Annotated in this window: 31 protein-coding genes; 13 read left to right on the top strand and 18 right to left on the bottom strand. The window is 63.6% G+C overall.

All coding sequences use genetic code 11. From position 1 onward, the window contains the following. Positions 1–14: 14 nt before the first annotated feature. The 8 genes from ACRWQA_RS07695 to zapE all read right to left on the bottom strand — a co-directional run bounded on the left by ACRWQA_RS07695 (position 15) and on the right by zapE (position 6350). Positions 15–497, bottom strand: coding sequence for a ClpXP protease specificity-enhancing factor (locus tag ACRWQA_RS07695; RefSeq protein WP_434231777.1), 483 nt, complete (start codon positions 495–497; stop codon positions 15–17). A 49-nt stretch (positions 498–546) separates the two neighbouring features. Then, on the bottom strand, positions 547–1173 hold the full coding sequence (sspA, locus tag ACRWQA_RS07690; protein WP_263580409.1) for a stringent starvation protein SspA: 627 nt from the start codon (positions 1171–1173) through the stop codon (positions 547–549). Between the two features lie 151 nt (positions 1174–1324). Further along, positions 1325–2092, bottom strand: a complete 768-nt coding sequence (locus ACRWQA_RS07685) for a cytochrome c1 (RefSeq protein WP_263580410.1) — start codon at positions 2090–2092, stop codon at positions 1325–1327. Further along, positions 2092–3351: a cytochrome b gene (locus ACRWQA_RS07680; protein WP_263580411.1), complete on the bottom strand. Its 1260-nt coding sequence runs from the start codon at positions 3349–3351 to the stop codon at positions 2092–2094. Before ACRWQA_RS07680 ends, ACRWQA_RS07685 begins: the two co-directional genes overlap by 1 nt. Further along, positions 3351–3950 (bottom strand): ubiquinol-cytochrome c reductase iron-sulfur subunit, encoded by a 600-nt coding sequence (gene petA, locus ACRWQA_RS07675; RefSeq protein WP_263580412.1) that lies wholly within the window; start codon positions 3948–3950, stop codon positions 3351–3353. Before petA ends, ACRWQA_RS07680 begins: the two co-directional genes overlap by 1 nt. 210 nt (positions 3951–4160) lie before the next feature. Next, positions 4161–4550, bottom strand: coding sequence for a 30S ribosomal protein S9 (rpsI, locus tag ACRWQA_RS07670; RefSeq protein ID WP_263580413.1), 390 nt, complete (start codon positions 4548–4550; stop codon positions 4161–4163). Between the two features lie 13 nt (positions 4551–4563). Next, positions 4564–4992, bottom strand: coding sequence for a 50S ribosomal protein L13 (gene rplM, locus ACRWQA_RS07665; RefSeq protein WP_167111123.1), 429 nt, complete (start codon positions 4990–4992; stop codon positions 4564–4566). A 173-nt stretch (positions 4993–5165) separates the two neighbouring features. After that, positions 5166–6350 carry a cell division protein ZapE gene (gene zapE / locus ACRWQA_RS07660; protein WP_434232471.1) on the bottom strand — a complete coding sequence of 395 codons (1185 nt, stop codon included), beginning with the start codon at positions 6348–6350 and terminating at the stop codon, positions 5166–5168. 202 nt (positions 6351–6552) lie between these two features. On the opposite strand from zapE, the gene ACRWQA_RS07655 reads away from it, so the two are divergent. After that, positions 6553–7020: a Z-ring associated ZapG family protein gene (locus tag ACRWQA_RS07655; RefSeq protein ID WP_263580415.1), complete on the top strand. Its 468-nt coding sequence runs from the start codon at positions 6553–6555 to the stop codon at positions 7018–7020. A 26-nt stretch (positions 7021–7046) separates the two neighbouring features. On the opposite strand, the gene ACRWQA_RS07650 is transcribed toward ACRWQA_RS07655, so the two are convergent. Then, positions 7047–7808, bottom strand: a complete 762-nt coding sequence (locus tag ACRWQA_RS07650; protein ID WP_434232474.1) for a Nif3-like dinuclear metal center hexameric protein — start codon at positions 7806–7808, stop codon at positions 7047–7049. 101 nt (positions 7809–7909) lie between these two features. On the opposite strand from ACRWQA_RS07650, the gene ACRWQA_RS07645 reads away from it, so the two are divergent. Continuing rightward, the gene (locus ACRWQA_RS07645) at positions 7910–9118 is read left to right on the top strand and encodes a Do family serine endopeptidase (protein ID WP_434232476.1); all 1209 of its coding nucleotides are present in this window, start codon (positions 7910–7912) and stop codon (positions 9116–9118) included. 13 nt (positions 9119–9131) lie between these two features. Here the strand turns inward: ACRWQA_RS07645 and hisD are convergent, their stop codons facing one another. The 9 genes from hisD to ACRWQA_RS07600 all read right to left on the bottom strand — a co-directional run bounded on the left by hisD (position 9132) and on the right by ACRWQA_RS07600 (position 16050). Then, on the bottom strand, positions 9132–10454 hold the full coding sequence (gene hisD / locus ACRWQA_RS07640) for a histidinol dehydrogenase (RefSeq protein WP_434232478.1): 1323 nt from the start codon (positions 10452–10454) through the stop codon (positions 9132–9134). Between the two features lie 67 nt (positions 10455–10521). Then, positions 10522–11184 (bottom strand): ATP phosphoribosyltransferase, encoded by a 663-nt coding sequence (gene hisG, locus ACRWQA_RS07635; protein WP_434232480.1) that lies wholly within the window; start codon positions 11182–11184, stop codon positions 10522–10524. A gap of 43 nt (positions 11185–11227) precedes the next feature. Next, the gene (murA, locus tag ACRWQA_RS07630; protein WP_434232482.1) at positions 11228–12490 is read right to left on the bottom strand and encodes a UDP-N-acetylglucosamine 1-carboxyvinyltransferase; all 1263 of its coding nucleotides are present in this window, start codon (positions 12488–12490) and stop codon (positions 11228–11230) included. A gap of 13 nt (positions 12491–12503) precedes the next feature. After that, a complete protein-coding gene (locus tag ACRWQA_RS07625; RefSeq protein WP_263580421.1) occupies positions 12504–12773 on the bottom strand; it encodes a BolA family protein in 270 nt (89 codons plus the stop codon). Between the two features lie 136 nt (positions 12774–12909). Further along, a complete protein-coding gene (locus tag ACRWQA_RS07620) occupies positions 12910–13242 on the bottom strand; it encodes an STAS domain-containing protein (RefSeq protein WP_434232485.1) in 333 nt (110 codons plus the stop codon). Continuing rightward, complete coding sequence (locus tag ACRWQA_RS07615; RefSeq protein ID WP_434232487.1) at positions 13239–13901, bottom strand: MlaC/ttg2D family ABC transporter substrate-binding protein; 663 nt, start codon at positions 13899–13901, stop codon at positions 13239–13241. The genes ACRWQA_RS07620 and ACRWQA_RS07615 overlap by 4 nt, the downstream gene beginning before the upstream one ends. A 55-nt stretch (positions 13902–13956) precedes the next feature. Continuing rightward, positions 13957–14421 carry an outer membrane lipid asymmetry maintenance protein MlaD gene (mlaD, locus tag ACRWQA_RS07610; RefSeq protein ID WP_434227713.1) on the bottom strand — a complete coding sequence of 155 codons (465 nt, stop codon included), beginning with the start codon at positions 14419–14421 and terminating at the stop codon, positions 13957–13959. 37 nt (positions 14422–14458) lie between these two features. After that, positions 14459–15241, bottom strand: coding sequence for a lipid asymmetry maintenance ABC transporter permease subunit MlaE (gene mlaE / locus ACRWQA_RS07605; RefSeq protein ID WP_263580425.1), 783 nt, complete (start codon positions 15239–15241; stop codon positions 14459–14461). Continuing rightward, positions 15238–16050 carry an ABC transporter ATP-binding protein gene (locus ACRWQA_RS07600; RefSeq protein WP_263580426.1) on the bottom strand — a complete coding sequence of 271 codons (813 nt, stop codon included), beginning with the start codon at positions 16048–16050 and terminating at the stop codon, positions 15238–15240. Before ACRWQA_RS07600 ends, mlaE begins: the two co-directional genes overlap by 4 nt. Positions 16051–16189: 139 nt before the next feature. Here ACRWQA_RS07600 and ACRWQA_RS07595 point away from each other — a divergent pair, with 139 nt between their 5' ends. The 11 genes from ACRWQA_RS07595 (at position 16190) to ACRWQA_RS07545 (ending at position 24378) form a co-directional block, all read left to right on the top strand. Beyond that, entirely contained in the window at positions 16190–17140 is a 951-nt protein-coding gene (locus ACRWQA_RS07595) for a calcium/sodium antiporter (RefSeq protein WP_263580427.1), read from the top strand. 28 nt (positions 17141–17168) lie between these two features. After that, positions 17169–18182: a KpsF/GutQ family sugar-phosphate isomerase gene (locus ACRWQA_RS07590; protein ID WP_263580428.1), complete on the top strand. Its 1014-nt coding sequence runs from the start codon at positions 17169–17171 to the stop codon at positions 18180–18182. Positions 18183–18206: 24 nt separating this feature from the next. After that, positions 18207–18764 (top strand): KdsC family phosphatase, encoded by a 558-nt coding sequence (locus ACRWQA_RS07585; protein WP_263580429.1) that lies wholly within the window; start codon positions 18207–18209, stop codon positions 18762–18764. A gap of 12 nt (positions 18765–18776) precedes the next feature. Then, on the top strand, positions 18777–19397 hold the full coding sequence (lptC, locus tag ACRWQA_RS07580) for an LPS export ABC transporter periplasmic protein LptC (RefSeq protein WP_434227715.1): 621 nt from the start codon (positions 18777–18779) through the stop codon (positions 19395–19397). Next, entirely contained in the window at positions 19394–19933 is a 540-nt protein-coding gene (lptA, locus tag ACRWQA_RS07575; RefSeq protein WP_434227717.1) for a lipopolysaccharide transport periplasmic protein LptA, read from the top strand. Before lptC ends, lptA begins: the two co-directional genes overlap by 4 nt. A gap of 7 nt (positions 19934–19940) precedes the next feature. Beyond that, positions 19941–20666, top strand: a complete 726-nt coding sequence (gene lptB, locus ACRWQA_RS07570) for an LPS export ABC transporter ATP-binding protein (protein WP_263580432.1) — start codon at positions 19941–19943, stop codon at positions 20664–20666. A 157-nt stretch (positions 20667–20823) separates the two neighbouring features. Next, positions 20824–22245, top strand: coding sequence for an RNA polymerase factor sigma-54 (locus ACRWQA_RS07565; protein ID WP_263580433.1), 1422 nt, complete (start codon positions 20824–20826; stop codon positions 22243–22245). Positions 22246–22354: 109 nt separating this feature from the next. After that, entirely contained in the window at positions 22355–22663 is a 309-nt protein-coding gene (hpf, locus tag ACRWQA_RS07560) for a ribosome hibernation-promoting factor, HPF/YfiA family (protein ID WP_197565781.1), read from the top strand. A 6-nt stretch (positions 22664–22669) separates the two neighbouring features. After that, a complete protein-coding gene (gene ptsN / locus ACRWQA_RS07555) occupies positions 22670–23140 on the top strand; it encodes a PTS IIA-like nitrogen regulatory protein PtsN (protein ID WP_263580434.1) in 471 nt (156 codons plus the stop codon). A 45-nt stretch (positions 23141–23185) separates the two neighbouring features. Then, positions 23186–24106 carry an RNase adapter RapZ gene (rapZ, locus tag ACRWQA_RS07550; RefSeq protein ID WP_263580435.1) on the top strand — a complete coding sequence of 307 codons (921 nt, stop codon included), beginning with the start codon at positions 23186–23188 and terminating at the stop codon, positions 24104–24106. A gap of 2 nt (positions 24107–24108) precedes the next feature. After that, positions 24109–24378 (top strand): HPr family phosphocarrier protein, encoded by a 270-nt coding sequence (locus tag ACRWQA_RS07545; protein WP_263580436.1) that lies wholly within the window; start codon positions 24109–24111, stop codon positions 24376–24378. Positions 24379–24443: the final 65 nt, after the last annotated feature.

The raw sequence follows: 24443 nt of genomic DNA, 5'->3' as shown, positions 1-24443 counted from the left end.
CATGGCGCCTGCCGTCACTTGATGACTCGCAATGAAGGTCGCTTCTTGGACGAAGAGGATTTGCCGGTCGGCGACACCTTGTCGCGTTCCGGTGTCACGCCATCATCGTCTCGACCTTCGTTACTGTCGACGCTACTCAGCCCGGGCTTGTCCGCGGAGGCTTCTTCCTCCCGGGGCATCGGCATGGTCGGCTCATGGCCGAACACCATACCCACACCGTTCTCCCTGGCATAGACGGCCACCAGGGCCGGCATCGGCACGACCACCTGCATGGGCTGCCCGCCGAAGCGGGCGTGAAAACTGATGGCATCGTTCTCGATATGCAGGTCACGCACCGCGGAAGGCCCCACGTTCAGCACGATCTGGCCATTCTGCACGAACTGGCGCGGCACACTTACGCCAGGCTGCTCGGCGTCGACCACGATGTAGGGAGTCTGATCATTGTCCAGAAGCCACTCGTAGAGGCCTCGGGCCAGATAGGGGCGGCTCGACAACATGGCGTTCTGCCCTCCAGTCTGTTGGCGTCGGGCGAGCCCGACGCCGGGTTCAGGCGCGCATCTCGCGCTCGTTCTCGCTCAGCGCCGACACGAATGATTCCCGCTCGAACAAGCGCTCCATGTAAGTAACGAGCGGCTTTACCTGCTTCTCCGGAAGCTCGATCCCCAGCACCGGAAGGCGCCAGAGTATCGGCGCGATACAGCAGTCGACCAGCGAGAACTCCTCGCTCATGAAGAAAGGCACGTCCTCGAAGATCGGTGAGATACCGACCAGACTCTCGCGCAGTTCCTTGCGCGCCTTTTCCACTTCCTTCTTGCCACCGCTCTCGATCTGCTCGACCAGCGGACACCACTCGCGCTCGATGCGGTGCATCCACAGCCGGCTCTGAGCCCGGGCGACAGGATACACCGGCAACAGCGGCGGGTGGGGGAAGCGCTCGTCCAAGTATTCCATCATAACCTTGGATTCATAGAGCGCCAGATCGCGATCGACCAGTGTCGGCACGCTATTGTAGGGGTTCAGGTCGGCAAGCTCTTCGGGACGCTGGTCGCCATTGACCTCGACGATATCGACCGCCACGCCCTTCTCGGCGAGCACGATACGTACGCGATGACTGAAGTGATCATCGCTTCCCGAGTAGAAGATCATCGACGACCGCTTGGCCACTACACCCATGTAACAATCCTCGCATCAATTCGAACCAGCATGATAGCACGCACCCCAAACTGCGGGGTGGCTCGCGCTCTCGAACTTGGAACAACACGCAGGGGGCGCATGGCACGATGGCCATACGCCCCCTGCAGCACAACATACCGATTCGAGCGAATCAGTGGATATCGCGCCAGTACTCGCGCTTCAGCAGGTACGCCAGCACACCGAAAATGAAGATGAAGATCAACACCTTCGGCCCCAGCGCCTGCGCATGCAGCTTGGTCGGCTCGCCCACGTAGGCCAGGAAGTTGGTCAAGTCGTAGACGGCCTCTTCGAACTCCTCCGGCTCCATGGCCCCAGGCTGCGTGACCTGCAGCACCTCGCAAGACTGGTACTTGCCGGTCAGCGGGTCGAGCTCGGCTCCGTCGACGGGACGATCCGTCTCGGCACACACCTTCTCCTGCACGCCCTGCAGCGGCTCCAGCACATTGGGCATGGCCACCAGGTCGAACACTTCATTGTTGACCCCATTGGGACGCTCGGGGTCGCGATAGAAGGTCAGCAGGTACGAGTAGATCCAGTCGGTGCCGCGCAGGCGCGCCTCGAGGGTGAGGTCGGGAGGCGGCGCCCCGAACCAGCTCTCCCCGTCCTCGGTGCTCATGGCGTTGTGCATCTGGTCGTTGAAGGCCAGGCTCGAAGAGAAAATCAGATTCTCCTCGATGAGTTCCTGAGGAATGTCGAGGTCTTCGGCGGCACGCGCGAAACGCTGATGCTCGAGCGAATGACACCCCATGCAGTAGTTGACGAAGAGCTTCATGCCCCGCTGCAGCGATGCCTTGTCGTGGAGATCCGGCGTCATCGAATAAGGCACGCTCTCGCCACCCGCGGCCATCGCGGTGAAGGGCACCAGCGCGAAGAGCAGTGCGAACAGTTGCTTTTTCATTAGCCAGTCACCCTCTCCGGAATGGGTTTCGTCTTCTCCATCCTTGTGTAGAAAGGCATCAATAGGAAGAAGGCAAAGTAGACCGCCGTACAGATCTGCGCCAGCACGGTACGCCCATCGGTAGCCGGCAGCACGCCCAGCACGCCGAGAATCACGAAGCTGATGGCGAACAGCGCCAGCATCACCTTGGAGATCCAGCCCTTGTAGCGCATGGAGTTCACTGGGCTGCGATCGAGCCAGGGCAGCACGAACAGCACGGCGATAGCCGCTCCCATGAAGATCACACCGAGGAACTTGGCGTCCAACCCCAGGATCGAGAAGTTGATCGCCCGCAGGATGGCGTAGAAAGGCGTGAAGTACCACACCGGGGCAATATGGTCCGGCGTCTTGAGCGGGTTCGCCGGCTCGAAGTTGGGCTTCTCGATGAAGTAGCCGCCACCTTCGGGGAAGTAGAACACCACCACACAGAACACGAACAGGAACACGGCCACGCCGAATACATCCTTGACGGTGTAGTACGGATGGAAGGGGATCCCGTCGAGCGGCTTGCCGGTCTCGTCCTTCTTGGCCTTGATGTCGATGCCGTCCGGATTGTTGGAGCCGACCTCATGCAGTGCAATGATATGCAGCACCACCAGCGCCAGGATCACGATGGGCAGCGCCACCACATGGAGGGCGAAGAAACGATTGAGGGTGATACCGGAGATCAGGTAGTCGCCGCGCACCCACTGGGCCAGGTCCGGGCCGATGCCGGGAATCGCCGAAAACAGCGAGATGATCACCTGAGCCCCCCAGTAGGACATCTGCCCCCAGGGCAGCAGGTAGCCCATGAAGGCCTCGGCCATCAGCGCCAGGTAGATCGCCATGCCGAAGATCCACACCAGTTCGCGTGGCGCCTTGTAGGAGCCGTAGAGCAGTCCACGGAACATGTGCAGATAGACCACAACGAAGAAGGCGGAAGCACCGGTGGAGTGCATATAGCGGATGAGCCAACCCCACTCCACATCGCGCATGATGTACTCGACGGAAGCGAAAGCACCCTCGGCGGAGGGGTTGAAGCTCATGGTCAGCCAGACGCCGGTAAGGATCTGGTTGACGAGCACCAGCAGGGCGAGAGAGCCAAAGAAATACCAGAAATTGAAATTCTTGGGCGCGTAGTACTTTGACAGGTGTTCCTGCCACATCTGCGTGGCAGGGAAGCGGTCGTCCACCCAGCGCATGAACCCGCTCTCTGCCTTGACACGGTTCGGGTTACCCATCAGGCAGCCTCCTCATCTTCGCCGACAACGATCACGCTGTCGCTTTCAAAGCGATACGGCGGTACCTCGAGATTGGTCGGAGCCGGCACGTTGCGGAACACGCGCCCCGCCAGGTCGAAACGCGAGCCATGGCAAGGACAGAAGAAGCCACCCGGCCAATCGTCCGTCCCCACGCCTTCGGCATTCGGCTCGGGGCGGAACAGCGGCGAACAGCCCAGGTGGGTGCAGATCCCGATCAAGACTCCGATCTCAGGCTTGATCGAGCGCAACGGACCGGTGACGTAGCTTGGCTGCTGCGGTTCGTCGGAATCGGGATCGGCCAGACGGGAAGGATCGAAGTTCTCGGTACGCTCCATCATCTCGGGAGTGCGTCGAACAACCCAGACCGGCCTCCCACGCCACTCGACGGTCATGCGCTGCCCCGGCTCCAGCTTCGAGACATCCGCCGTCACTGGCGCCCCCGCCGCCCTTGCCCTGGCACTCGGCTGCCAGGAAGCCACAAAGGGAACCGCCACTCCCACGGCCCCCACCGCACCTACGACGGTGGTGGCACCAAGGAGGAGACGGCGCCGCCCTTTGTTCACGCCGTTGTCTGCCATTTTATGGTTTCTCCCATCAGCTTACCCGTTGAACCGCACGGAATGAGTTCCGTAGCCACGGATACCAAATCCGCCACATATTAAGGAATCGAGTCGCTTCGTACAAGGCGAAACAGTCCTGACCAAGGTGGAATTCAAAACGCAATCACTTGAAATAAAAATAAAAAAACCCGGGCAACCGCCCGGGTTTTTTGTTGCGATTTGATGCAATTAGCGCTTGGAGAACTGCGGGCGGCGACGCGCCTTGCGCAGGCCGACCTTCTTGCGCTCCACCTGACGTGCATCGCGAGTGACGTAGCCAGCGGCACGAAGCGCCGGACGGAAGTCCTCGTTGTACTCCATCAAGGCACGGGTAATGCCGTGACGAATGGCGCCAGCCTGGGCAGAGCCACCACCGCCCTTGACGGTGACATAGACGTCGAATTGACCGGTCGTCTCGGTCAGCTCGAGCGGCTGGCGAACCACCATGCGGCCGGTAACGCGACCGAAATACTGGTCCAGATCACGGCTGTTGACGGTAATCTTGCCGGTGCCCGGCTTGAGGAAAACACGGGCAGTCGATGTCTTGCGGCGCCCGGTACCGTAATACTGTTGTGCCATGGTGATGATCCCCTCAGATGTTCAGTTCTTGCGGCTGCTGGGCGGCGTGCGGATGTTCGGCGCCGGCGTAGACCTTGAGCTTGGAGTACATGGCGCGCCCCAGCGGGCCCTTCGGCAGCATGCCCTTGACGGCAGACTCGATCACGCGCTCCGGTGCGTGCGCAATCATCTTCTCGAAATTCATGGAGCGAAGACCGCCCGGGTAGCCGGTGTGGCGATAGTAGGTCTTGGCCTTGGCCTTGTTGCCGGTAACCTGCACCTTCTCGGCGTTGATCACGACGATATAGTCGCCGGTATCGACGTGAGGGGTGAACTCGGGCTTGTGCTTGCCACGCAGACGGCGAGCGATTTCGGTGGCCAGACGGCCGAGCGTCTTGTCCGCCGCGTCGACGACATACCAGTCGCGCTGCACGCTCTGCGGCTTAGCAGTGAACGTTTTCATGGAGAAATCACCACAAGATCAATCAAGTGCATTGGACCCCGAGCACTCATGGCGTCATCGGGATCATCCCTATTTTTCTTGGTTGCCCTGCCCTTCGAGCAGTGGCAACGGTCGAGAAGCGCATATTCTACAGGAAGTGCGCACGAGGATTAAAGTCTTAATCTGGCTTTCGATCACGGCTTGTGGGGCAAGGCGAGATATTCTTGCGACTGCATCTCCTGCAGCCGCGACAGGGTGCGCTGAAACTCGAACTCGAGGCGCCCGCCGGCGTACAACGATTCCGCCGGCGCCTCGGCCGACATCAGCAATTTGACGCCACGGTCATAGAATTCATCGACCATGTTGATGAAGCGACGCGCCTGGTCGTCGGTCGCCGCACCCATTCGGGTCACATTGGAAACCAGCACGGTGTGAAACTCGCGGGCAAGCTCGATGTAGTCGTTCTGGCTACGCGGCCCGTCGCACAGCTCGCGGAACTCGAACCACACCACGTCGTCATGCAGACGTCGCGCCCTCAGCACACGATGATTGACCTCGATCGGCACGTCGATTTCACCGTCATGACTGGCGATCTCACGAAAGCTGCGCGCCAGCTCCTGCTCCGCCGCCTCGTCCAGTGGCGCGTGAAAGATCTCGGCGCGCTCCAGGGCACGCAATCGGTAGTCGACGCCCGAATCCACATTGACGACTTGGCAGTGCCGCTTGAGCAAATCGATGGCCGGCAAGAAGCGCGCACGCTGCAGTCCATCCTTGTACAGCTCGTCGGGCACTATGTTCGAGGTGGTTACCAGCACCACGCCGCGCTCGAACAGCGCTTCGAGCAGGTTGGCGAGGATCATGGCGTCGGTGATGTCCTTGACGAAGAATTCATCGAAGCAGATCACCCGCGCCTCGGCGGCGAACTTGCCGGCGATCAGCGTCAACGGATTCTTCTCGCCCTTGTAGTGCTCCAGCTCGTTGTGCACCCGCTGCATGAAGCGATGGAAGTGGGTGCGCATCTTATCGGGAAAGGGCAGGGACTCGTGGAAGGTATCGACGAGATAGGTCTTGCCCCGCCCCACCCCACCCCAGAAGTAGAGCCCCTGGATGGCGGGCAATACCGGCTCCTCCTCCCCCTTGTCGCGCTTGCCGAACAGGCTCGCCACCCGGGACTTGAGACCACGCCCGGTGGTCACGGCCCGCGGTTCGGTTCTCGGCGAGGCCACGAGCTGGTCGTAGAGCCGCTGCAGGTGCTCGACGGCCAGCTCCTGGGCCGGGTCGTAGTGAAAATCATCGCGCTCGAGGTCGGCCCGATAACGCGCCAGCGGCGTACCGGCAGCAGCCGTGTGGGAACTCGCAGGCGTCACGGTCGCGCACATGGAAGATTCCTTGCTGATCATGGCTCGTATCGTTACAGGCCCCGTATTATACGCATCCAGCGCGCTGCGCGCAGAAAAATGGAATGCCACCGATCGTTGACCCGTCGACGGCCAACGCTTCTATAATGGGCCGCCAGGCATGGCTCGCGGCCCGACCGGGCAGAGGCTAGGCACCGGCGTGTATCAGCATCAGGAGAACTTCGTGGATTACGGCAATGTGAACTGGATCGTGGCTATCGTCAGCCTGCTGGTCGGCCTTGGCATCGGCGCCATCGGCTATCGCGCACTTGGCGCATCGGCAACCCGTACGCAAGAGCTGCGGCGCCAGGCGGCCGAACGTGAGCGCGAGCTGAACGTGCTTCGCGAAGGCATGAACGAGCATTTCAGCCAGGTAGGCATGATGGTGAGCAATATCCAGCGCGAAATGCGCACCCTCGAGCACCGCCTGACCGAGGATGCCAGCACGCTGCACTGCGATGCTCCTCTCAACCAACAGCGGACGTCGGCCAATCAGCTCAAGTCGGCCGACCGGCCGGCCCTGACCGGCGGTGATGACGACATACCGGCACCGCGCGATTACGCCGATGGCTCCGGCGGCACCCTGTCGGAGGACTTCGGGCTCAAGCCAAGCGAAGAGAAGAGCGAGACGCCTCAGCCCCCTCGCTACTGACCGCCCGAAGCCCGCCGGACCACCCGTCAGGCCGGATTGTCGATATCGACGAAGCGGTGCTCGACAGCGAATTCCTGCTCCAGCCATGCCCCCAGCGCCTGCACGCCATAGCGCTCGGTGGCATGGTGCCCCGCAGCCAGATAGTGGATGCCGAGTTCCCGCGCCAAGTGCGTGGTGCGCTCGGATATCTCCCCCGAGATGAACGCGTCGGCACCGGCCTCCCAGGCCTGGGTGATCATGTCCTGGGCGCCACCGGTACACCAGGCGATGCGACGTATCTCGCCGCCGCCAGGTGCCTCGACGAGCAACGGCTCGCGTGCCAGGCGCTCCCCGACATGGCGTGCCAGGGTCGCTGCCGGAACGGCTTCGGGCAGGCTGCCGAGCCACACCAGACCCTGCCCCAGCTCTCCATCGGCACAGCCCTCCACGCGCAGGTCGAGCCGCCGCGCCAGCATGGCGTTGTTGCCAAGCTCCGCGTGGGCATCGAGCGGCAGATGATAGGCCAGCAGATTGATGTCGTTGAGCAGCAGCGTACGTATGCGCCGCTGCTTGATACCGGTGATGGGTATCGGTTCGTTCTTCCAGAAGTAGCCGTGGTGCACGAGCAGCAGGTCCGCCCCCCACGTCACCGCCTCGTCGAGCAGCGCCTGGCAGGCGGTCACCCCGCTCATCACGCGCCGCACTTCGTCACGTCCCGCCACCTGCAGGCCGTTGACGGTGTAGTCCTTGAAAGCGGAGGCCCCGAGCAAGGTATCGCAGGCCCGCACCAACTCGTCTCGCAAAATCATTTCCGCCTCCCGGACAGCGCTTCGCAGTCGATGTTACAATTGCTCCCATTGTAACGACTGAGCGGAAAGCCATCGACCGCCCGCCGACCAGGAAACGCCGCATGCGACGTTCTCTCATTGCCTATGCCCTGCCCGTCTTTATCGGCGTGCTGCTGGCCATTGTCTTGCTGAATACCTTTCCGCAGTTGCTGCGAAGCCCATCGACACCGGACAGCCCCTTGCAACCCGCGCTGCCAACCGAAGTGCAGCCAGTGTCGCGACCCTCCCCCGAGCTGCAGCAGGCCGCCCCACTGGCGCGCCAGCAGGGGCCGGTCAGCTATTCGACCGCTGTCGAAAAGGCCGCGCCGGCAGTCGTCAACATCTACTCGTCGCGGGTCGTGGCGCGCGAGGAGCATCCGTTGATGTCGGATCCATTCTTTCGCCAGTTCTTCGCCGACGACTTGCCGACCCAGCAGCGCCTGCTGTCGAGCCTGGGCTCCGGCGTCATCGTCAGCGAGGATGGCTACGTGCTGACCAACCATCACGTCATCGATGGCGCCGACGAGATTCAGGTGGCGCTGCGCGACGGCAGGGAAACGCTTGCAGAGGTGATCGGCACCGACCCCGAGAGCGACCTGGCCGTGCTGCGCATCGACCTGGACCAGCTACCGGTGATTCAACTCGCCGATACCGAGGATGTGGCAGTGGGGGATATTGCCATGGCCATCGGCAACCCCTTCGGCGTGGGCCAGACCGTCACCATGGGCATCATCAGCGCTACGGGGCGCAGCCACCTGGGACTGAGCGCCTACGAAGACTTCATCCAGACCGACGCCGCCATCAACCCGGGCAACTCCGGGGGCGCCTTGATCAACGCCGAAGGCTCCCTGGTGGGGATCAACACCGCCATCTTTTCCCGCTCGGGGGGCTCTCAAGGGGTCGGCTTCGCCATTCCCACGCGTCTGGCGCGCTCCATTCTGGAAGCCCTGGTGACCCAGGGACGCGTGATCCGCGGCTGGCTGGGCATCGAAGCACAGGAGATGACGCAGGACCTGGCGGCTTCCTTCGGCTTGCAGGCGCCGCGCGGAGTGGTCATTTCCGGGGTGGTGCCCGAAGGGCCGGCCGCCGAGGCCGGCCTGCGTCCTGGCGACGTGCTGCTGGAGGTCGATGGCCGCCCCATTCTCGATGCCCGCGCCGCCATGAGCGACATCGCAGCCATCGAGCCCGGGGCCACGCTTCCCTTGACCGTAGTGCGCAGCGGCGAGAAGTTCACCGTCGACCTGGAGGTAGGGGAGCGCCCGCTACCGCCTGGGCGACAGTTCGAGCGCTGAAGGAAGGCAGGGTCTATTCCTTGATGCGGTACTCGGCGGAGCGAGCATGGGCCGTCAGCGACTCACCGCGTGCCAGCACCGAGGCCACCCTGCCCAACGTCGACGCCCCCTCCTCGGAACAGTGAATGATCGAGGAGCGCTTCTGGAAGTCGTAGACACCCAGCGGCGAGGAGAAGCGCGCCGTGCCGGAAGTCGGCAACACGTGGTTGGGGCCGGCACAGTAGTCGCCGAGGGCTTCGGCCGTGTAGCGCCCCATGAAGATGGCACCCGCATGGCGCACCTCGGGCAGCAGCGCCTCCGGGTCGGCCATGGAAAGCTCGAGATGCTCCGGGGCGATACGGTTGATCAGGCGTACGGCCTCGTCGCGGTCGCGACAGTGAATCAAGGCACCGCGACGCGCCAGCGACTGGCGCACGATCTCCTGTCGCTCGAGCGTCGGCAGCAATCGTGCGATGGCCGCCTCGACCTCGGCCAGGTGGCGCTCGTCCCAGCTGACGAACAGCGCCTGGGCATCCTCGTCGTGCTCGGCCTGGGAGAATAGGTCCATGGCCAGCCACTCAGGATCGGTAGCGCCATCGGAAACCACCAGGATCTCGGAGGGTCCGGCGATCATGTCGATGCCCACCTGGCCGAAAACCGCACGCTTGGCGGTTGCCACGTAGATGTTGCCGGGCCCCACGATCTTGTCGACACGAGGCACGCTCTCGGTGCCATAGGCCATGGCCGCCACCGCCTGGGCGCCGCCCAGGGTGAAGACGTGATCCACACCGGCCAGGTGGGCCGCCGCCAGCACCAGCTCGTTGAGCACGCCATCGGGAGTGGGTACGACCATGACGATCTCGCGCACCCCCGCCACATGCGCCGGAATGGCATTCATCAATACCGAAGAAGGATAAGCCGCCTTGCCGCCCGGCACGTAGATGCCGGCTCGGTCCAGCGGCGTGACCTGCTGGCCGAGCACGCTGCCGTCCGCCTCGACGTAGGACCAGGAAGTCGGTTTCTGGCGCTCGTGATAGACGCGTATGCGCTCGGCGGCCTGGGCCAGGGCATCACGCTGAACGTCGGGTAGGCCGTTGAACGCCTGTTCGAGCCGGGCCGCCCCCAGCGTCAGCTCGCTCATGCTCGCGACCGCGAGCCGGTCGAAGCGCTGGGTATACTCGATCAGGGCCGCATCGCCCCGCTCACGTACCGCCGCGATGATCTCGGCCACACGCCCCTGAACCTCGGCATCCGACACGCCTTCCCAAGCCAGCAGCGCATCCAGGCGCGTCTCGAAATCGGCATCAACGGTCGACAGCCGGGTAATGTCGACGGATTCAACAAGGGTTTCGCTCATGGTCGCCTACGCCTCCAGTTGAAATAGTCAGTGGAAATAGTCTCGTTGCTGACATCAAGCAGGATGGCTACCGAGCCGTTGACTCGGTATTCGCCCGCCGACGCTCCACCGCGACGGCAAGCCGTGCGATTAGCGGCTTGAGGCGTTCATGCTTCATGGTCATGGCCGCCTTGTTGACCACCAGGCGCGTGCTGATCGTCGCGATCAGTTCACGCGGCGACATGCCATTGGCACGCAGGGTGTTGCCGGTATCGACGATGTCGACGATCTCGTCGGCCAGGTTCATCAATGGTGCCAGCTCCATGGCCCCGTAGAGCTTGATCACCTCCGCCTGGATGCCCTGCTCGGCGTAGTAGCGCCGCGCCACGTTGACGAATTTCGTCGCCACCCGGCGTCGCGCACGGGCCGGCTTGGCGCCGTCGATGCCGGCGGTCATCAGCTTGCACTTGGCGATCTCGAGGTCCAGCGGTTCGTAGAGCCCCTCGGCCCCATGCTCGATCAGCACGTCCTTGCCTGCGACGCCCAGGTCGGCGGCACCCAGCTGCACGTAGGTCGGCACGTCAGTGGCACGGATCACTACCAGCTTGACGTCGTCGAGGTTGGTGTCAAAGAGCAGCTTGCGGCTCTTGCCCAGGTCCTCGGCCGGTACGATACCGGCATCCGCCAGTAGCGGCAGGGTCTCGTCGAGAATGCGGCCCTTCGACAGGGCCAGAATCAGTTGCTTGCTCATGATCTCGCCTATGATCGGAAATCGCGGGCTTCACCTGTCCCGCTCAACCGGGAATGCGGCGAATCCGAGCCCCCAGCAGTTGCAGCTTTTCTTCGATGCACTCGTAACCGCGATCGATGTGGTAGATACGATCGACCAGGGTCTCGCCGTCGGCCATCATCGCCGCGATCACCAGCGAGGCCGAAGCGCGCAGGTCGGTTGCCATCACCGGGGCACCGGAAAGGCGCTCGACGCCGGTGATCATGGCGGTGTTGCCCTCCAGCGCCACCTGCGCTCCCATGCGGTTCAGCTCCTGCACATGCATGAAGCGGTTCTCGAAAATAGTCTCGACCACATGAGAGGTGCCGTCTGCCACGGCATTGAGCGCCACGAACTGGGCCTGCATGTCGGTGGGAAAGCCCGGGTACGGTGCGGTACGGATGTTGACCGGGCGCGGGCGCCGTCCTTCCATGTCCAGCTCGATCCAGCCATCGCCGACGGTGACTTTGGCACCGGCCTCCTCGAGCTTGGCCAGCACTGACTCGAGGATGTCGGAGCGGGTATTGCGTACCCGAACACGACCACGCGACAGCGCAGCGGCCACCAGGAAGGTACCGGTCTCGATGCGGTCTGGCATGACGTCGTGATAGGCCGCATGCAGCCGCTCGACGCCCTCGATGGTGATGTTGTTGCTGCCGTGGCCACGGATCTTCGCGCCCATCTTGATCAGGCATTCGGCGAGATCCACCACCTCGGGCTCGCGGGCGGCGTTTTCCAGCACCGTGGTGCCTTCCGCCAGGGTTGCCGCCATCAGCAGGTTCTCGGTACCCGTGACGGTGACGGTATCGAAGAAAATGGTGGCACCCTTGAGCCTACCGTCGACACGGGCACGGATATAGCCACCCTCGACGTGGATCTCCGCCCCCATGGCTTCGAGGCCGCGAATGTGGAGATCCACCGGCCGTGAGCCGATGGCACAGCCGCCGGGAAGCGACACGTCGGCATGGCCGAAATGCGCAAGCAAGGGCCCCAGCACCAGGATCGAGGCTCGCATCTTCTTGACCAGCTCGTAGGGAGCGTGACAGTCGCGCACCTGGGAGCCGTCGAGCTGGATGGTCATCTTCTCACCCATCACCGGCTCGACGCCCATGCGACCCAACAGCTCGAGCGTGGTGGTGATGTCCTGGAGATGGGGCAGATTGCCTATGGTGACCGGCTCGTCGGCCAGCAGGGTAGCGCACAGAATAGGCAATGCCGCGTTCTTGGCACCGCTGGCCCAGACCTCGCCATCGACGGGTCCATTGCCGGTAATGATCAGCTTGTCCATGAGTGTCCGAGTGTCAGGCGCCCTGGCCAGGTGAAGCCGCATTCTCCGGCGCACTAGCCCACTGCGCCGGTGTGTAGGTCTTGATGCTGACGGCATGCACGGCACCGGAGGCGATCTCCTCGGTAAGGGCGCCATAGATCAACTGTTGCCGCTTGACCGGCGACAGGCCGTCGAAGACATCACCCACGGCGATGACCTGGAAATTGCAGCCTTCGCCCTGGATGTAAAAATCGCAATCCTCGAGGCGCGCCTCGAGCAGTGCCTTGACGTCACTGGGTTGCATGAAAGATGGAACTCCTGTGGCACGAATGGAGCGGCACGCGACCCCAACCAGGGTCGCTGCCGGAAACAAGAATTCCTACATGGTAAAGAAAAGCATCGCGCTTGGCGATGCCGGAACCGGGCTTTGCCGGAGGCGATCAGGCCTCGCCGGAAAGAGGCAGCAGCTCGTCGAGCCCCGCCACCTGCGTCAGCCGAGCCAGTGGCGCCGAGAGCCTGACGTGACGGATCTCGACGCCAGCCGTGCGCGCCTGACGCGTCCACTCGAGCAATACACTGAGCGCGGCACTGCTGACTTGCTCGACACCGCCCAGGTCGAGCACCAGGCGCGCACCGGCAGGCTGCTCGTTCAGCCAGGCACTACCCGCCTCGACCAGCGGCGCGGCGACCTCGAAATCGACATCGCCACTAACGGCCAACCCCTGCGGGCCGGCCTCCAGCCGCACATCGCTGCGCTCGAACAGCCGGCTCATGCGTTACCACCCTCCTCCAGCTCTTCCGCAGCAATTTCGGGAGACCAGTTGGCAATCACCGCATCGTAGTCGCGCCCCTGCTCGCGCATGGCCTGGTCGAACTGATTGCGGAAGGTCAGCCCCAGGTTGATGCCATTGACGATGACGTTGACCACCTTCCACTGACCGTCGGTCTGACGCAGCGTATAGCTGACCGGATAGACGGCCCCGTCCATTGCCACCACTTCCATGGCCACGGAAGCCTGGTCTTCATGACGCGACGCACGCTGGCTATCGAGTACACGCAGCTCGCGGTAGTCGAAGGTCACAAGCCCCTTGGTATAGGTATCGATCAGGGTCTGGCGAAAGACGTTGACGAACCGGGAACGCTGCTGGGGAGTGGCATTCTGGAAGTAGCGCCCCATCACGCTGGCGCCGATGTAGCGAAAGTCCGCGATATCGTCGAGGTTGTCGTCCACCAGCGCCTTGAGCTCGTCGATATTGTTGGCGTAATGATCCTTGCGCCCTTCGACCTGACTCATCAGCTCGTCGATGCTGTCGCGAATGACTTGCTCGGGGCTACGGTCCGGCTCCGCCGATGCCGACAGGCTGACAAGGGCCAGGCACAACCCAAGAAGCAAGCGGCGAAACAGGGCGAGGGAGAGTGTCATCTGGCTCATGGATCGACCTCGAATGAATAATGAATAAAGTAAAGGCTTGTTGATCGGAGAACGCTCAATCATTGACCATATTGGACACAAACTGCTGGATCAGTTCCTCGAGCACGAGGGCGGACTGGGTGTCGCGGATGGTATCTCCGTCGCTCAGGGTCTCGGGGTCCCCGCCGACCGTAAGCCCGACATACTGCTCACCCAGCAGGCCAGAGGTCAGGATGGCTGCCGTGGTATCGCGGGGCAGCCGATTCTCCAGCTCGGCATCGAGTTCGAGCACGACACGGGCATCGTACCATTCGGTATCCAGCTCGATGGCGCTGACGCGCCCCACCGTGACGCCAGACATGGTGACCCGCGCACGCGGCTTGAGACCGCCGACATTGGCGAAATTGGCCTCGAGGCGGAAGCTGTCGCTCGGCATCTCGAAGGTCAACCCGCTGACCCGGAGTCCCAGGAACAGCAATCCCAGAATACCGGCCAGCATGAAGAGTCCGACCCCCAGCTCCATCGTCTTGCTGCGCTTCATCCTGCCTCTCCATACAGCGCTAGACGCCGCTCAATCATCAGGAAAACCCTCCGAACATCACCGCGGTAAGCACGAAATCGAGGCCCAGCACCGCCAGGGAGGAGTAGACCACCGTGCGCGTTGTGGCGCGGGAAATCCCCTCCGAGGTCGGCACCAGGTCGTAGCCTTGGAAAACCGCAATCCAGGTCACCACCAGAGCGAACACCAGGCTCTTGACCAGGCCGTTACCGATGTCCTCGACGAAGGCCACGCTGGCCTGCATGTTGCCCCAGTAGGAGCCTTCGAACACACCCAGCCACTCGACCCCGACCAGGTAACCGCCATAGACACCGACCACGCTGAAGCCGATGGTCAGCAGCGGCAGTGCCACGAAGCCGGCCCATAGCCTCGGGGCCACCACCCGGCGCAACGGGTCGACGCCGATCATCTCCATGCTGGTGAGCTGCTCGGTGGCTTTCATCAGTCCGATCTCGGCGGTCAGTGCCGAGCCGGCACGCCCGGCGAACAGCAGCGCCGCCACCACCGGCGAAAGCTCGCGCAGTAGCGACAACGCCACCATCTGCCCCAGGGCCTGCTCGGCGCCGAAGTCGACCAGGATGGTGTAGCCCTGCAGCGCCAGCACCATGCCGATGAACAGCCCCGACACCAGCACGATGGCCAGCGACAACACGCCGACGAAGTGCATCTGCCGCAGCCACAGGTACCAACCCTCGCGGGATGGAATGCCGACGGCGGACTGGGCGAGGAACATGCCCGACCGCCCCAGGGCCTCGAGCAAGTCGCAGCCACGCCGCCCGAGGCTCAGAATGCGCCCGATCATGCCCCACCCTCCAGGTTGAGGATATCGCGGAAATAGTCCGGCGCCGGATAATGAAAGGGTACCGGGCCATCCGGTTCGCCGTGCACGAACTGGCTGACACGTGGGTCGTCGTCGATGTCGAGGCTATCGGGGGTTCCATGAGCCATGACCTGGCCATCGGCTATGACGTAGACGTAGTCCGCAATCGACAGCGTCTCCTGAATGTCGTGGGACACCACGATGGAGGTCAGGCCGAGCGCGTCGTTGAGCTTCTTGATCAGCTGTACCAGCACACCCTTCGAGATCGGATCCTGGCCCACGAACGGCTCGTCGTAGAGCACGAGATCAGGGTCCAGAGCGATCGCGCGGGCCAACGCGACGCGTCTCGCCATGCCTCCCGACAGCTCCGCCGGCATCAGCTCGCGCGCCCCACGCAGCCCTACTGCCTGCAGCTTCATCAGCACCAGGTCGCGCACCATCGCCTGGGGCAGGTCGGTATGCACCCGCAGAGGAAACGCCACGTTCTCGAACACACTGAGGTCGGAAAAGAGCGCACCGCTCTGGAACAGCATGCCCATGCGGCGGCGCAGCGTGAACAGCGCCTTGCGCGATAAGGCGTGCACGTCCTGCCCCGCGATCAAAACGCGGCCGGCATCGGGCGTCAGCTGGCCGCCGATCAGCTTGAGCAGAGTCGTCTTGCCGGTACCGCTGGGGCCCATGATGGCCGTGATCCGGCCGCGGGGAACCCGCAGTTCGACGCCGTTGAAGATGGCTTTCTCGCCGCGCGAGAAATGCAGGCTCTCCACCTCCACGAAGGGGGAATCGATCATGCCGCAAGGTCCAGGAAAAATTATCGAACATCGTATCCTAACTTCTTTGCCCGGCGCCAGCCCGAGCCACACCGCCACTTGCACCCAAACCACCGAAGACGTCTAATGTGCGGCCTCACTCGCCGTTCTGATCGATACCATGCTGCTTCCTCTCATTACGGTCGCCCTGGGTCTTGCCGTACTCACCTGGAGCGCGGATCGCTTCGTCAATGCCGCCGCCGCCACCGCAAGTCGTACCGGGCTGAGCGCGATGCTGATCGGCATGACCGTCGTGGCGCTGGGCACGTCGGCCCCCGAGATGGTGGTCGCCGTCTTTGCCGCCCTTGATGGCCTGCCTGACCTGGCCACCGGTAATGCACTGGGCTCCAATATCGCCAATATCGGACTGGTTCTGGGTGCCACGGCACTGGCGCGCCCCATTCCGGTGCCCTTCTCGCTGGTGCGCCGCGAGCTGCCACTGCTGCTCGGTGCGACCGGGGTCGCCGGCTATGCGCTGGCCAACGGCATCCTGGGACGCTTCGACGCCCTGGTCCTGCTGACGCTGATGATCTTCAGCGTATGGTGGTTGATACGCGCCGACAGCCCCGATGCCACCCCGACCCGTGATATTCCCGAGATGACGCTGAGCCGCGCACTTTCCTGGCTGGCCGTCACCCTGCTGCTGCTGTCGCTGAGTTCCCGCGCCCTGGTGTGGGGGGCCAGCGAACTGGCCCGTGGCCTGGGTATCAGCGAGCTCGTCATCGGCTTGACCGTAGTGGCAGTGGGCACCAGCCTGCCGGAGCTGGCCGCCTGCGTCGCCAGCGCCATCAAGCGACACCACGACCTGGCCATCGGCAACGTGATCGGTTCCAACCTGTTCAATCTGCTGACGGTGCTGCCGATACCCGCGCTCCTCGCCCCCGGCCCCTCTCACCCGGATGCCGCGGGACGGGACTATCGCGTCATGCTGCTGCTGACCCTGGCCCTGGCCATTCTGCTGCTGTGGCGGCGCCAGGGGCACCTCGGCCGTCCCATCGGTGCCGCCTTTCTGATCGCCTATGCCGCCTACCTGGCCTGGCTCGGCTTCAGCGGCGGTGCCACTCTTGAGTGAAACCTCGCATCGGGCAACAATCATCGCCATGAGCTCAGACGAATCCACTTCGCCCCCCAACAATGCCAGCCCAGGCACCTCGCCGCTGAGGGAAAGCGCACGCCGCACCCTCAAGATCGAGGAGCAAGCCATTGCGGCGCTCCTCGAACGGCTCGACAGCCACTTCGACCGCGCCTGCGAGCTGATGCTCGCCTGCCAGGGCCGCGTGGTCGTCACCGGCATGGGCAAGTCGGGCCATGTCGCCGGCAAGATCGCCGCCACGCTCGCCAGCACCGGCACGCCGGCCTTTTTCGTGCATCCCGGCGAAGCCAGCCACGGCGACCTGGGCATGATCACGCGGGGCGACGTGGTACTGGCCCTCTCCAACTCCGGCGAGACCGCCGAGGTCACCGCGCTGTTGCCGCTGCTCAAGCGCATCGGCACGCCGCTGATCAGCATGACCGGGCGCCCCGACTCGACGCTGGCCCGCCATGCCGACGCCCACCTCGACGCCGGCGTCGAGCGCGAAGCCTGCCCGCTGGACCTGGCGCCGACGGCTTCGACCACCGCCGCACTGGCACTGGGTGACGCTCTCGCCGTGGCCCTGCTCGAGGCACGTGGCTTTACCGCCGAGGACTTCGCCCTCTCGCACCCTGGCGGCAGCCTGGGCAAGCGCTTGCTGTTGCGCGTCAGCGATCTGATGCATCAGGGCGAGCGACTGCCCAGCGTACCGTTGGGCAGCCCCCTGCGCGACGCCCTGCTCGAGATTACCCGCCAGGGACTTGGCTTCACCTGCGTCGTCGATGAGCACAATCGTCTGATCGGTGTCTATACCGACGGCGACCTGCGCCGCACGCTCGACCAGTATCAGGACCTCAGCCAATTGACGGTGGACGACGTCATGACCCGTCCCGGCAAGCGCATCTCTCCCGACATACTGGCCGCCGAAGCGGTCCGTGTGATGGAAGACAATCTGATAACGGCGCTTGCCGTCGTCGACGAAGCCGGTCACCCGATCGGCGCACTGCACATGCACGATCTGCTGCGAAGCGGCGTGATCTGACAACACTCTGACCAAGGAGAGCCCATGGCTCTGGCCACCCCTACCCTCGATCCGCGCCTCGTCGATCGCCTGCGCAAGATTCGCCTGCTGGCATTGGACGTGGACGGCGTACTCACCGACGGTCGCCTCTATTTCCAGGCCGACGGCGTAGAGATCAAAGCATTTCACACCCAGGACGGACTGGGCCTCAAGCTGCTGCGACGCGCCGGCCTGCAGGTGGCTTTCCTGACCGGACGCGAGTCGCCCATGGTCAGCCATCGCGCCGCCGCGCTGGGCATCGACCATATCTTCCAGAGCTGTGAAGACAAGCTCGCCACTTTGCGCGAGCTATGCACGCGCCAGGGAATCGAGCTCGAGCAGGTCGCCTACTGCGGCGACGATTTACCCGACCTGGCGGCCATACAGCGTGCCGGCATCGGTATCACCGTTCCCGGCACCCCGACCTACATACGCGCCCTGGCAGACTACGTCACAGAACGCAGCGGAGGTCATGGTGCAGTGCGTGAAATCTGCGACATGCTGCTCGAAGCGCAGGGGCATCGCGATGCGCTGGTCGACACCTACCTCCACGGCAAGCGCTGAGGCGGTCCGGCCATGCTGCGTCGGCTACCTCGCCCCTCGTTTCGTGTCTGGCTGTTCCTGATATTGCTGGCGCTCGGCGGGCTGATCGCCTGGCTGGACCCGTGGCAGGCACCCGCCCCCGGCCCGGTACCTACCGACGAAGCCGGCGAACCCGACTTCTATCTGGAACAGGCGCAACTGACCCGCTTCGATGCCGACGGTCGGGCCCACCAGCGACTGGAGAGCCCGCGTCTGGTGCATACGCCCCACGACGACGTTATTCGCGCGGTCACGCCACTGGCCCACCTGATCGACCGCGAGGGACGGCTATGGGTGGCAAGCGGCACGGAAGGCCGCCTCGGCCCGGGCGGCAATCCCTTGACGCTCTCGGGCGATGCACGACTCTTCGCTCCCGAAGAGCGCTGGCAGCTCGACACCGAGACCCTGCACTTCGATGCCAACGTGGGGCACGCCTGGAGCGACACGCCCGCCCTGCTGCAACAACCGCCACAGCGCATGCGCGGCGATCACTTCGACGCCTGGATCCATGACAATCGGGCACGTTTGACCGACAATGTGCGCGGCCACCATATCCCGGAAGGCGCCCAGCCGGGGCAAGCCGACGCCGTCAACCTAGAGGATTTCACGCCATGAAGCGATGCAGGCTCCCGACCCTCCACTGGCCATTCCCCCTGGCGCTGGCTGGCGTGGCGTTGATCACCCTGGTGGGCATCGGTCCGGCCATGGCACAGCAGCGTGACGCCGAGCAGCCCATTGAGGTCGAAGCCGACCAGCTCGACCTCGACGATCGTGCCGGTACCGCGGTCTATCTCGGCGACGTCGACATTCGCCAGGGCAGCATGCGACTCACCGGCGACCGGGTCGAGTTTCAGCGCAATGCCGCCGGCGAACTCTCGCGCGCCACGGCCCGCGGCGAACGTGCCTACATCGAACAGCAGCCCGACCCCGACCAACCCGTGGTGCGCGGCTGGGGACGTACCATCGTCTATCACGTGGCCGAGCGAAGAGTGGAACTGATCGATCGCGCCGAACTGCACCAGGGTGGCGATACCTTCGACGGTGGCTACCTGGAATACTTCCTCGACCGTCGCGTGGTTCAGGCACGCGCCCAGGGCGAAGGTGTCGAAGGTAGCCAGCGTATCCGCATGACCCTGCAGCCGGAGCGCTGAGGTGCCAATGAAAACCCTGTACGCCCGAAACCTGGCCAAGAGCTACAAGCGCCGCCGCGTGGTGCACGACATCAGCCTCTCCATCGAGCAGGGCTGCGTGGTCGGCCTGCTCGGGCCCAATGGGGCCGGCAAGACCACTTCGTTCTACATGATCGTCGGCCTGGTGAAGGCGGATGCCGGCGAGGTCCATATCGACGACCTGGATCTCTCGCAAAGCGCCATGCACGAGCGCGCCCGGGCGGGTATCGGCTACCTGCCTCAGGAAGCCTCGATCTTTCGCAAGCTGTCGGTGGCCGACAACATCATGGCCATCCTCGAGATGCGCAAGGATCTCGATCGTCGTGGACGACATGCGCGACTCGAGCAACTTCTGGAAGACTTCCATGTCACCCACATTCGCGACAACCTCGGCATGAGCCTCTCGGGCGGTGAACGCCGACGTGTCGAGATCGCCCGTGCGCTGGCCACGGAGCCGGCCTTCATTCTGCTCGACGAGCCCTTCGCCGGTGTCGACCCGATCTCGGTGGGCGAGATCAAGGGCATCATCCGCCAGCTCAAGGCACGCAACATCGGCGTGCTGATCACCGACCACAACGTTCGCGAGACCCTCGACATCTGCGACTCGGCCTATATCGTCGGGGACGGCCAGATCATTGCCGAAGGGAACGCCGAAGCCATCCTGGCCAACCAGCGGGTGCGCGAAGTCTATCTGGGCGAGGATTTCCGTCTGTAGTATAATCCCGCGCATCAAGCAAGCACCTGATCCTTATTGCAACTGCATAAACAGGCATGAATATTGCCGATGGCATGTTTATTGCAATGAATTATCTTGCAAGTGATCGTCGACCCGACTAGGGTAGAGTTTTCCGGCAGATGAGCCCCATTACCTCATGGCCATGAAAGCATCCCTGCAACTGCGTGTCGGCACTCAGCTGACCATGACTCCCCAACTGCAGCAGGCCATTGCCCTGCTGCAGCTCTCGACCCTAGATCTACGCCAGGAGATCCAGCAGGCACTCGAATCCAATCCCATGCTGGAACTCGATGACGACTTCGGCGAACAGGCTGTCAGCGAAACCCCCAGCGATGAGTGGGCCGACGAGATACCCAACGAGCTGTCCACCGACAGCGATTGGGCCGACACCTATCCCGATCATGGCACGAGCTCCGGAGGCGCCACCGGCGAAGGGCCGGATTTCGAGCGCCAGGCCTCGGTGCAGACGCTGACCGGCCATCTGATCTGGCAATTGGCGATGACCGACTTGAGCGACCGCCAGCGCCTCATTGCCGAGAGCCTGATCGATGCCGTCAATGGCGCCGGTTACCTGGCACAATCCCTGGAGGACATTCGCGACGGCCTGCGCCGACAGGGCCTGGAGGGCCTGCCCACCCGGGAAGTCGAACAGGTCCTGCTGCGCCTGCAGCAGTTCGAACCCACCGGCGTATTCGCCCGCGACCTGCGCGAATGCCTGATGCTGCAATTGGCCGCGCTGCCCGACGATACGCCACTGCTGCCCCAGACCCGTCGCCTGGTACGCCAATTCCTCGAGGCACTGGCCTCCGATGACCGCCGCCTGCTGAAACGCCGCCTGGGCCTGGACGACGAATCGCTGGACGATGTCATCGCCCTGGTTCGCTCGCTGGACCCCCGCCCCGGCAGTGCCTACGCCGAAGTGAGCAGCAGTTACGTCACACCGGACCTGGTCGCCTACCACGACGAATCCGGCTGGCGCGTGGAACTCAACGCCGAAGCGCTGCCGCGGCTACGCATCCAGCCCGACTATGTCGCGCTGGTGCGGCGTGCGGACAAGAGCCAAGACAACCAGTTCCTCAAGGATCATCTGCAGGAAGCCCGCTGGTTGATGAAGAGCCTCGCCAGCCGCAACGACACCCTGCTGAGAGTGGGGCGGGAGATCATGGCACGTCAGCTCGAGTTTCTCGAACAGGGCGAAGAGGCCATGAAACCCCTGGTGCTGGCCGACATCGCCCAGGCCGTCGAGATGCACGAGTCGACCATTTCGCGAGTGACGACGCAGAAGTTCATCCACACCCCACGTGGCGTCTTCGAGCTCAAGTACTTCTTCTCCAGCCATGTCGGCGGAAACGGTGACGGGGACGTTCACTCCAGCACGGCGATCCGCGCCCGTATCCGCAAGCTCGTCGCCGATGAACCGCCGCGCAAACCGCTCTCCGACAGCCGCCTGGTGGAGCTGTTGGCCGAGGATGGCATCCAGGTCGCCCGCCGCACGGTTGCCAAGTACCGCGAAGCTCTGGGAATCCCCTCCTCCAGCGAGCGCAAGCGTTTTCGTTGACGCCACGACATAACGCTGACCCCGGGCAATCCAACCGCCAGAGGGGGGTATGCAGGGCAGGAAAAAGGGTTACAATCGAGCTACCACTCGAAGGACGAAGGAGCTTGTCATGCAAGTCAACATCACCGGCCATCATGTTGAACTGACCGATTCACTGCGTGACTACGTGAGCGAGAAGCTGAGCCGCGTCCAGCGACATTACGACAACATCACCAATGTGCAGGTCACGCTCTCGATCGAGAAGGAGCGCCAGCAGGCCGCCTGCACGCTGCACGCCGCCGGCGCCGACCTTCATGCCGAAGCCTCCGATCAGGACATGTATGCCGCCATCGATGCGCTGACCGACAAGCTCGACCGTCAATTGGTCAAACACAAGGAAAAAGCCCAGGCTCGCGCCCAGGGCGCCGGCATTCGCTGAGCTGCCATGACATTGGAAACCATCCTGCCCCCGGAACGCGCGCTGTTCGACGTTCCCGGGGGTAGCAAGAAGAGGGTGCTGGAGTTCTTCAGCACCTTCATTGCGCAGAACACTCCGAGCCTCGACAGCCAGGAAGTCTTCGGCAGACTGGTCGGTCGCGAGAGGCTGGGCAGTACCGGCATCGGCAATGGTGTGGCCATCCCCCACGCCCGTAGCCCTCACTGCCATAGCCCAGTGGCTGCCTTTCTCAAACTGGCCGAGCCCATCGACTTCGACGCCATCGACGGAGAGCCGGTCGACCTCGTCTTCGTGCTGTTGGTGCCCGAGGAGGCCGACGATACGCATCTGTCGCTGCTAAGCCAGGTGGCCAGCGTCATGAACGATGCCGAAACGCGCGCACGTCTGCGCAAGTGCGAAAGCCAGCGCGAACTCCACGAGCGTCTCATCGAAGCGATTCGACGACAGTCCTCGGCCTGACCTCCCCCTTCGCCGTTCGGCCGGCCCCTGATCAGGAGAACCATCATGCAGCTTGTGATCATCAGCGGCCGTTCCGGTTCCGGCAAGTCGATCGCACTGCAAGCGCTCGAAGATATCGGCTTTTACGCCATCGACAACCTGCCGGCGATGCTGCTTGGCCCCCTGGTGGATGAGCTGCGCAGCTCCCCCACGATCCAGACATCCATCGCCGTCAGCATCGATGCGCGCAACCTGCCCCATGCCCTGGAGCGCTTCCCGCGCTTGCTGGAAGAGCTGCGCACCAAGCAGGTCGATTGCCAGATCATCTACCTGACCACCGATGCGCGCATCCTGCTGGAACGCTACTCCGCGACCCGGCGTCGACACCCCTTGACCCGCGGCCGGGACATGACCCTTGGCGAGGCCATCGAGTCGGAAGACGTGACGCTGAGCGACATTCGCAACCTGGCGGACCTGATCATCGACACCTCGCGGCTGTCGGTGCATGACCTGCGAGGACGCATCACCGAGCAGGTGGCCAGCCATCGCGCCGACCAGTTGACCCTGACCGTGGAGTCGTTCGGCTTCAAGGGCGGCGTGCCGCTGGATGCCGATATCGTTTTCGATGCACGCTGCCTGCCCAACCCTTACTGGGACCCGCGCCTGCGCTCCGCCACCGGCAGGGAGCCCAGCATCGTGGAGTTCCTGGAACAGTACCCCCTGGTCCAGCAGATGCTCGACGACATCGTTGCCTGGGTCGAACGCTGGCTACCGGCCTATCGCGACACACACCGCAGTTACTTGACCGTCGCCATCGGCTGTACCGGCGGCCAGCACCGCTCGGTGTACCTGGCCGAGCGCCTCGCCAGACATCTGGCCCAGCACCAGCCCGACGTGCGCCTGCGCCATCGGGAACTCGGCATCCACACACCGGTCATCGCCGCCCAGGACACGACCGTAGAGACGTCCGAACGCAAGGAAACCTGAGTGTGCCCTGCCGCAAGCTGACCCTGACCAACAAGCGTGGCCTCCACGCCCGTGCTGCCACCAAGCTGGTGCAGTGCTGCCAGCCCTTTCGCGCCCGCGTATTCGTCAACCGTGGCCAGCAGCAGGCCGATGCCAGCAACATCATGGCACTGCTGATGCTGGGCGCCCCCTGCGGTACCGAACTCGAGGTCCGTGCCGAAGGAGATGATGCCGAAGCGGCACTGGAAGCCATCGAGGCGTTATTCGATGCCCGCTTCGAAGAGGATAATTAGGGGAATGGCTGCTCTCGGCCATTCCCACCAACTTAATGGAATGATGAGACTTAGACGTCTATTCG

It is taken from the genome of Billgrantia sp. C5P2, assembly GCF_051062895.2.
This window is presented reverse-complemented; position numbering and strand designations above follow the sequence as displayed.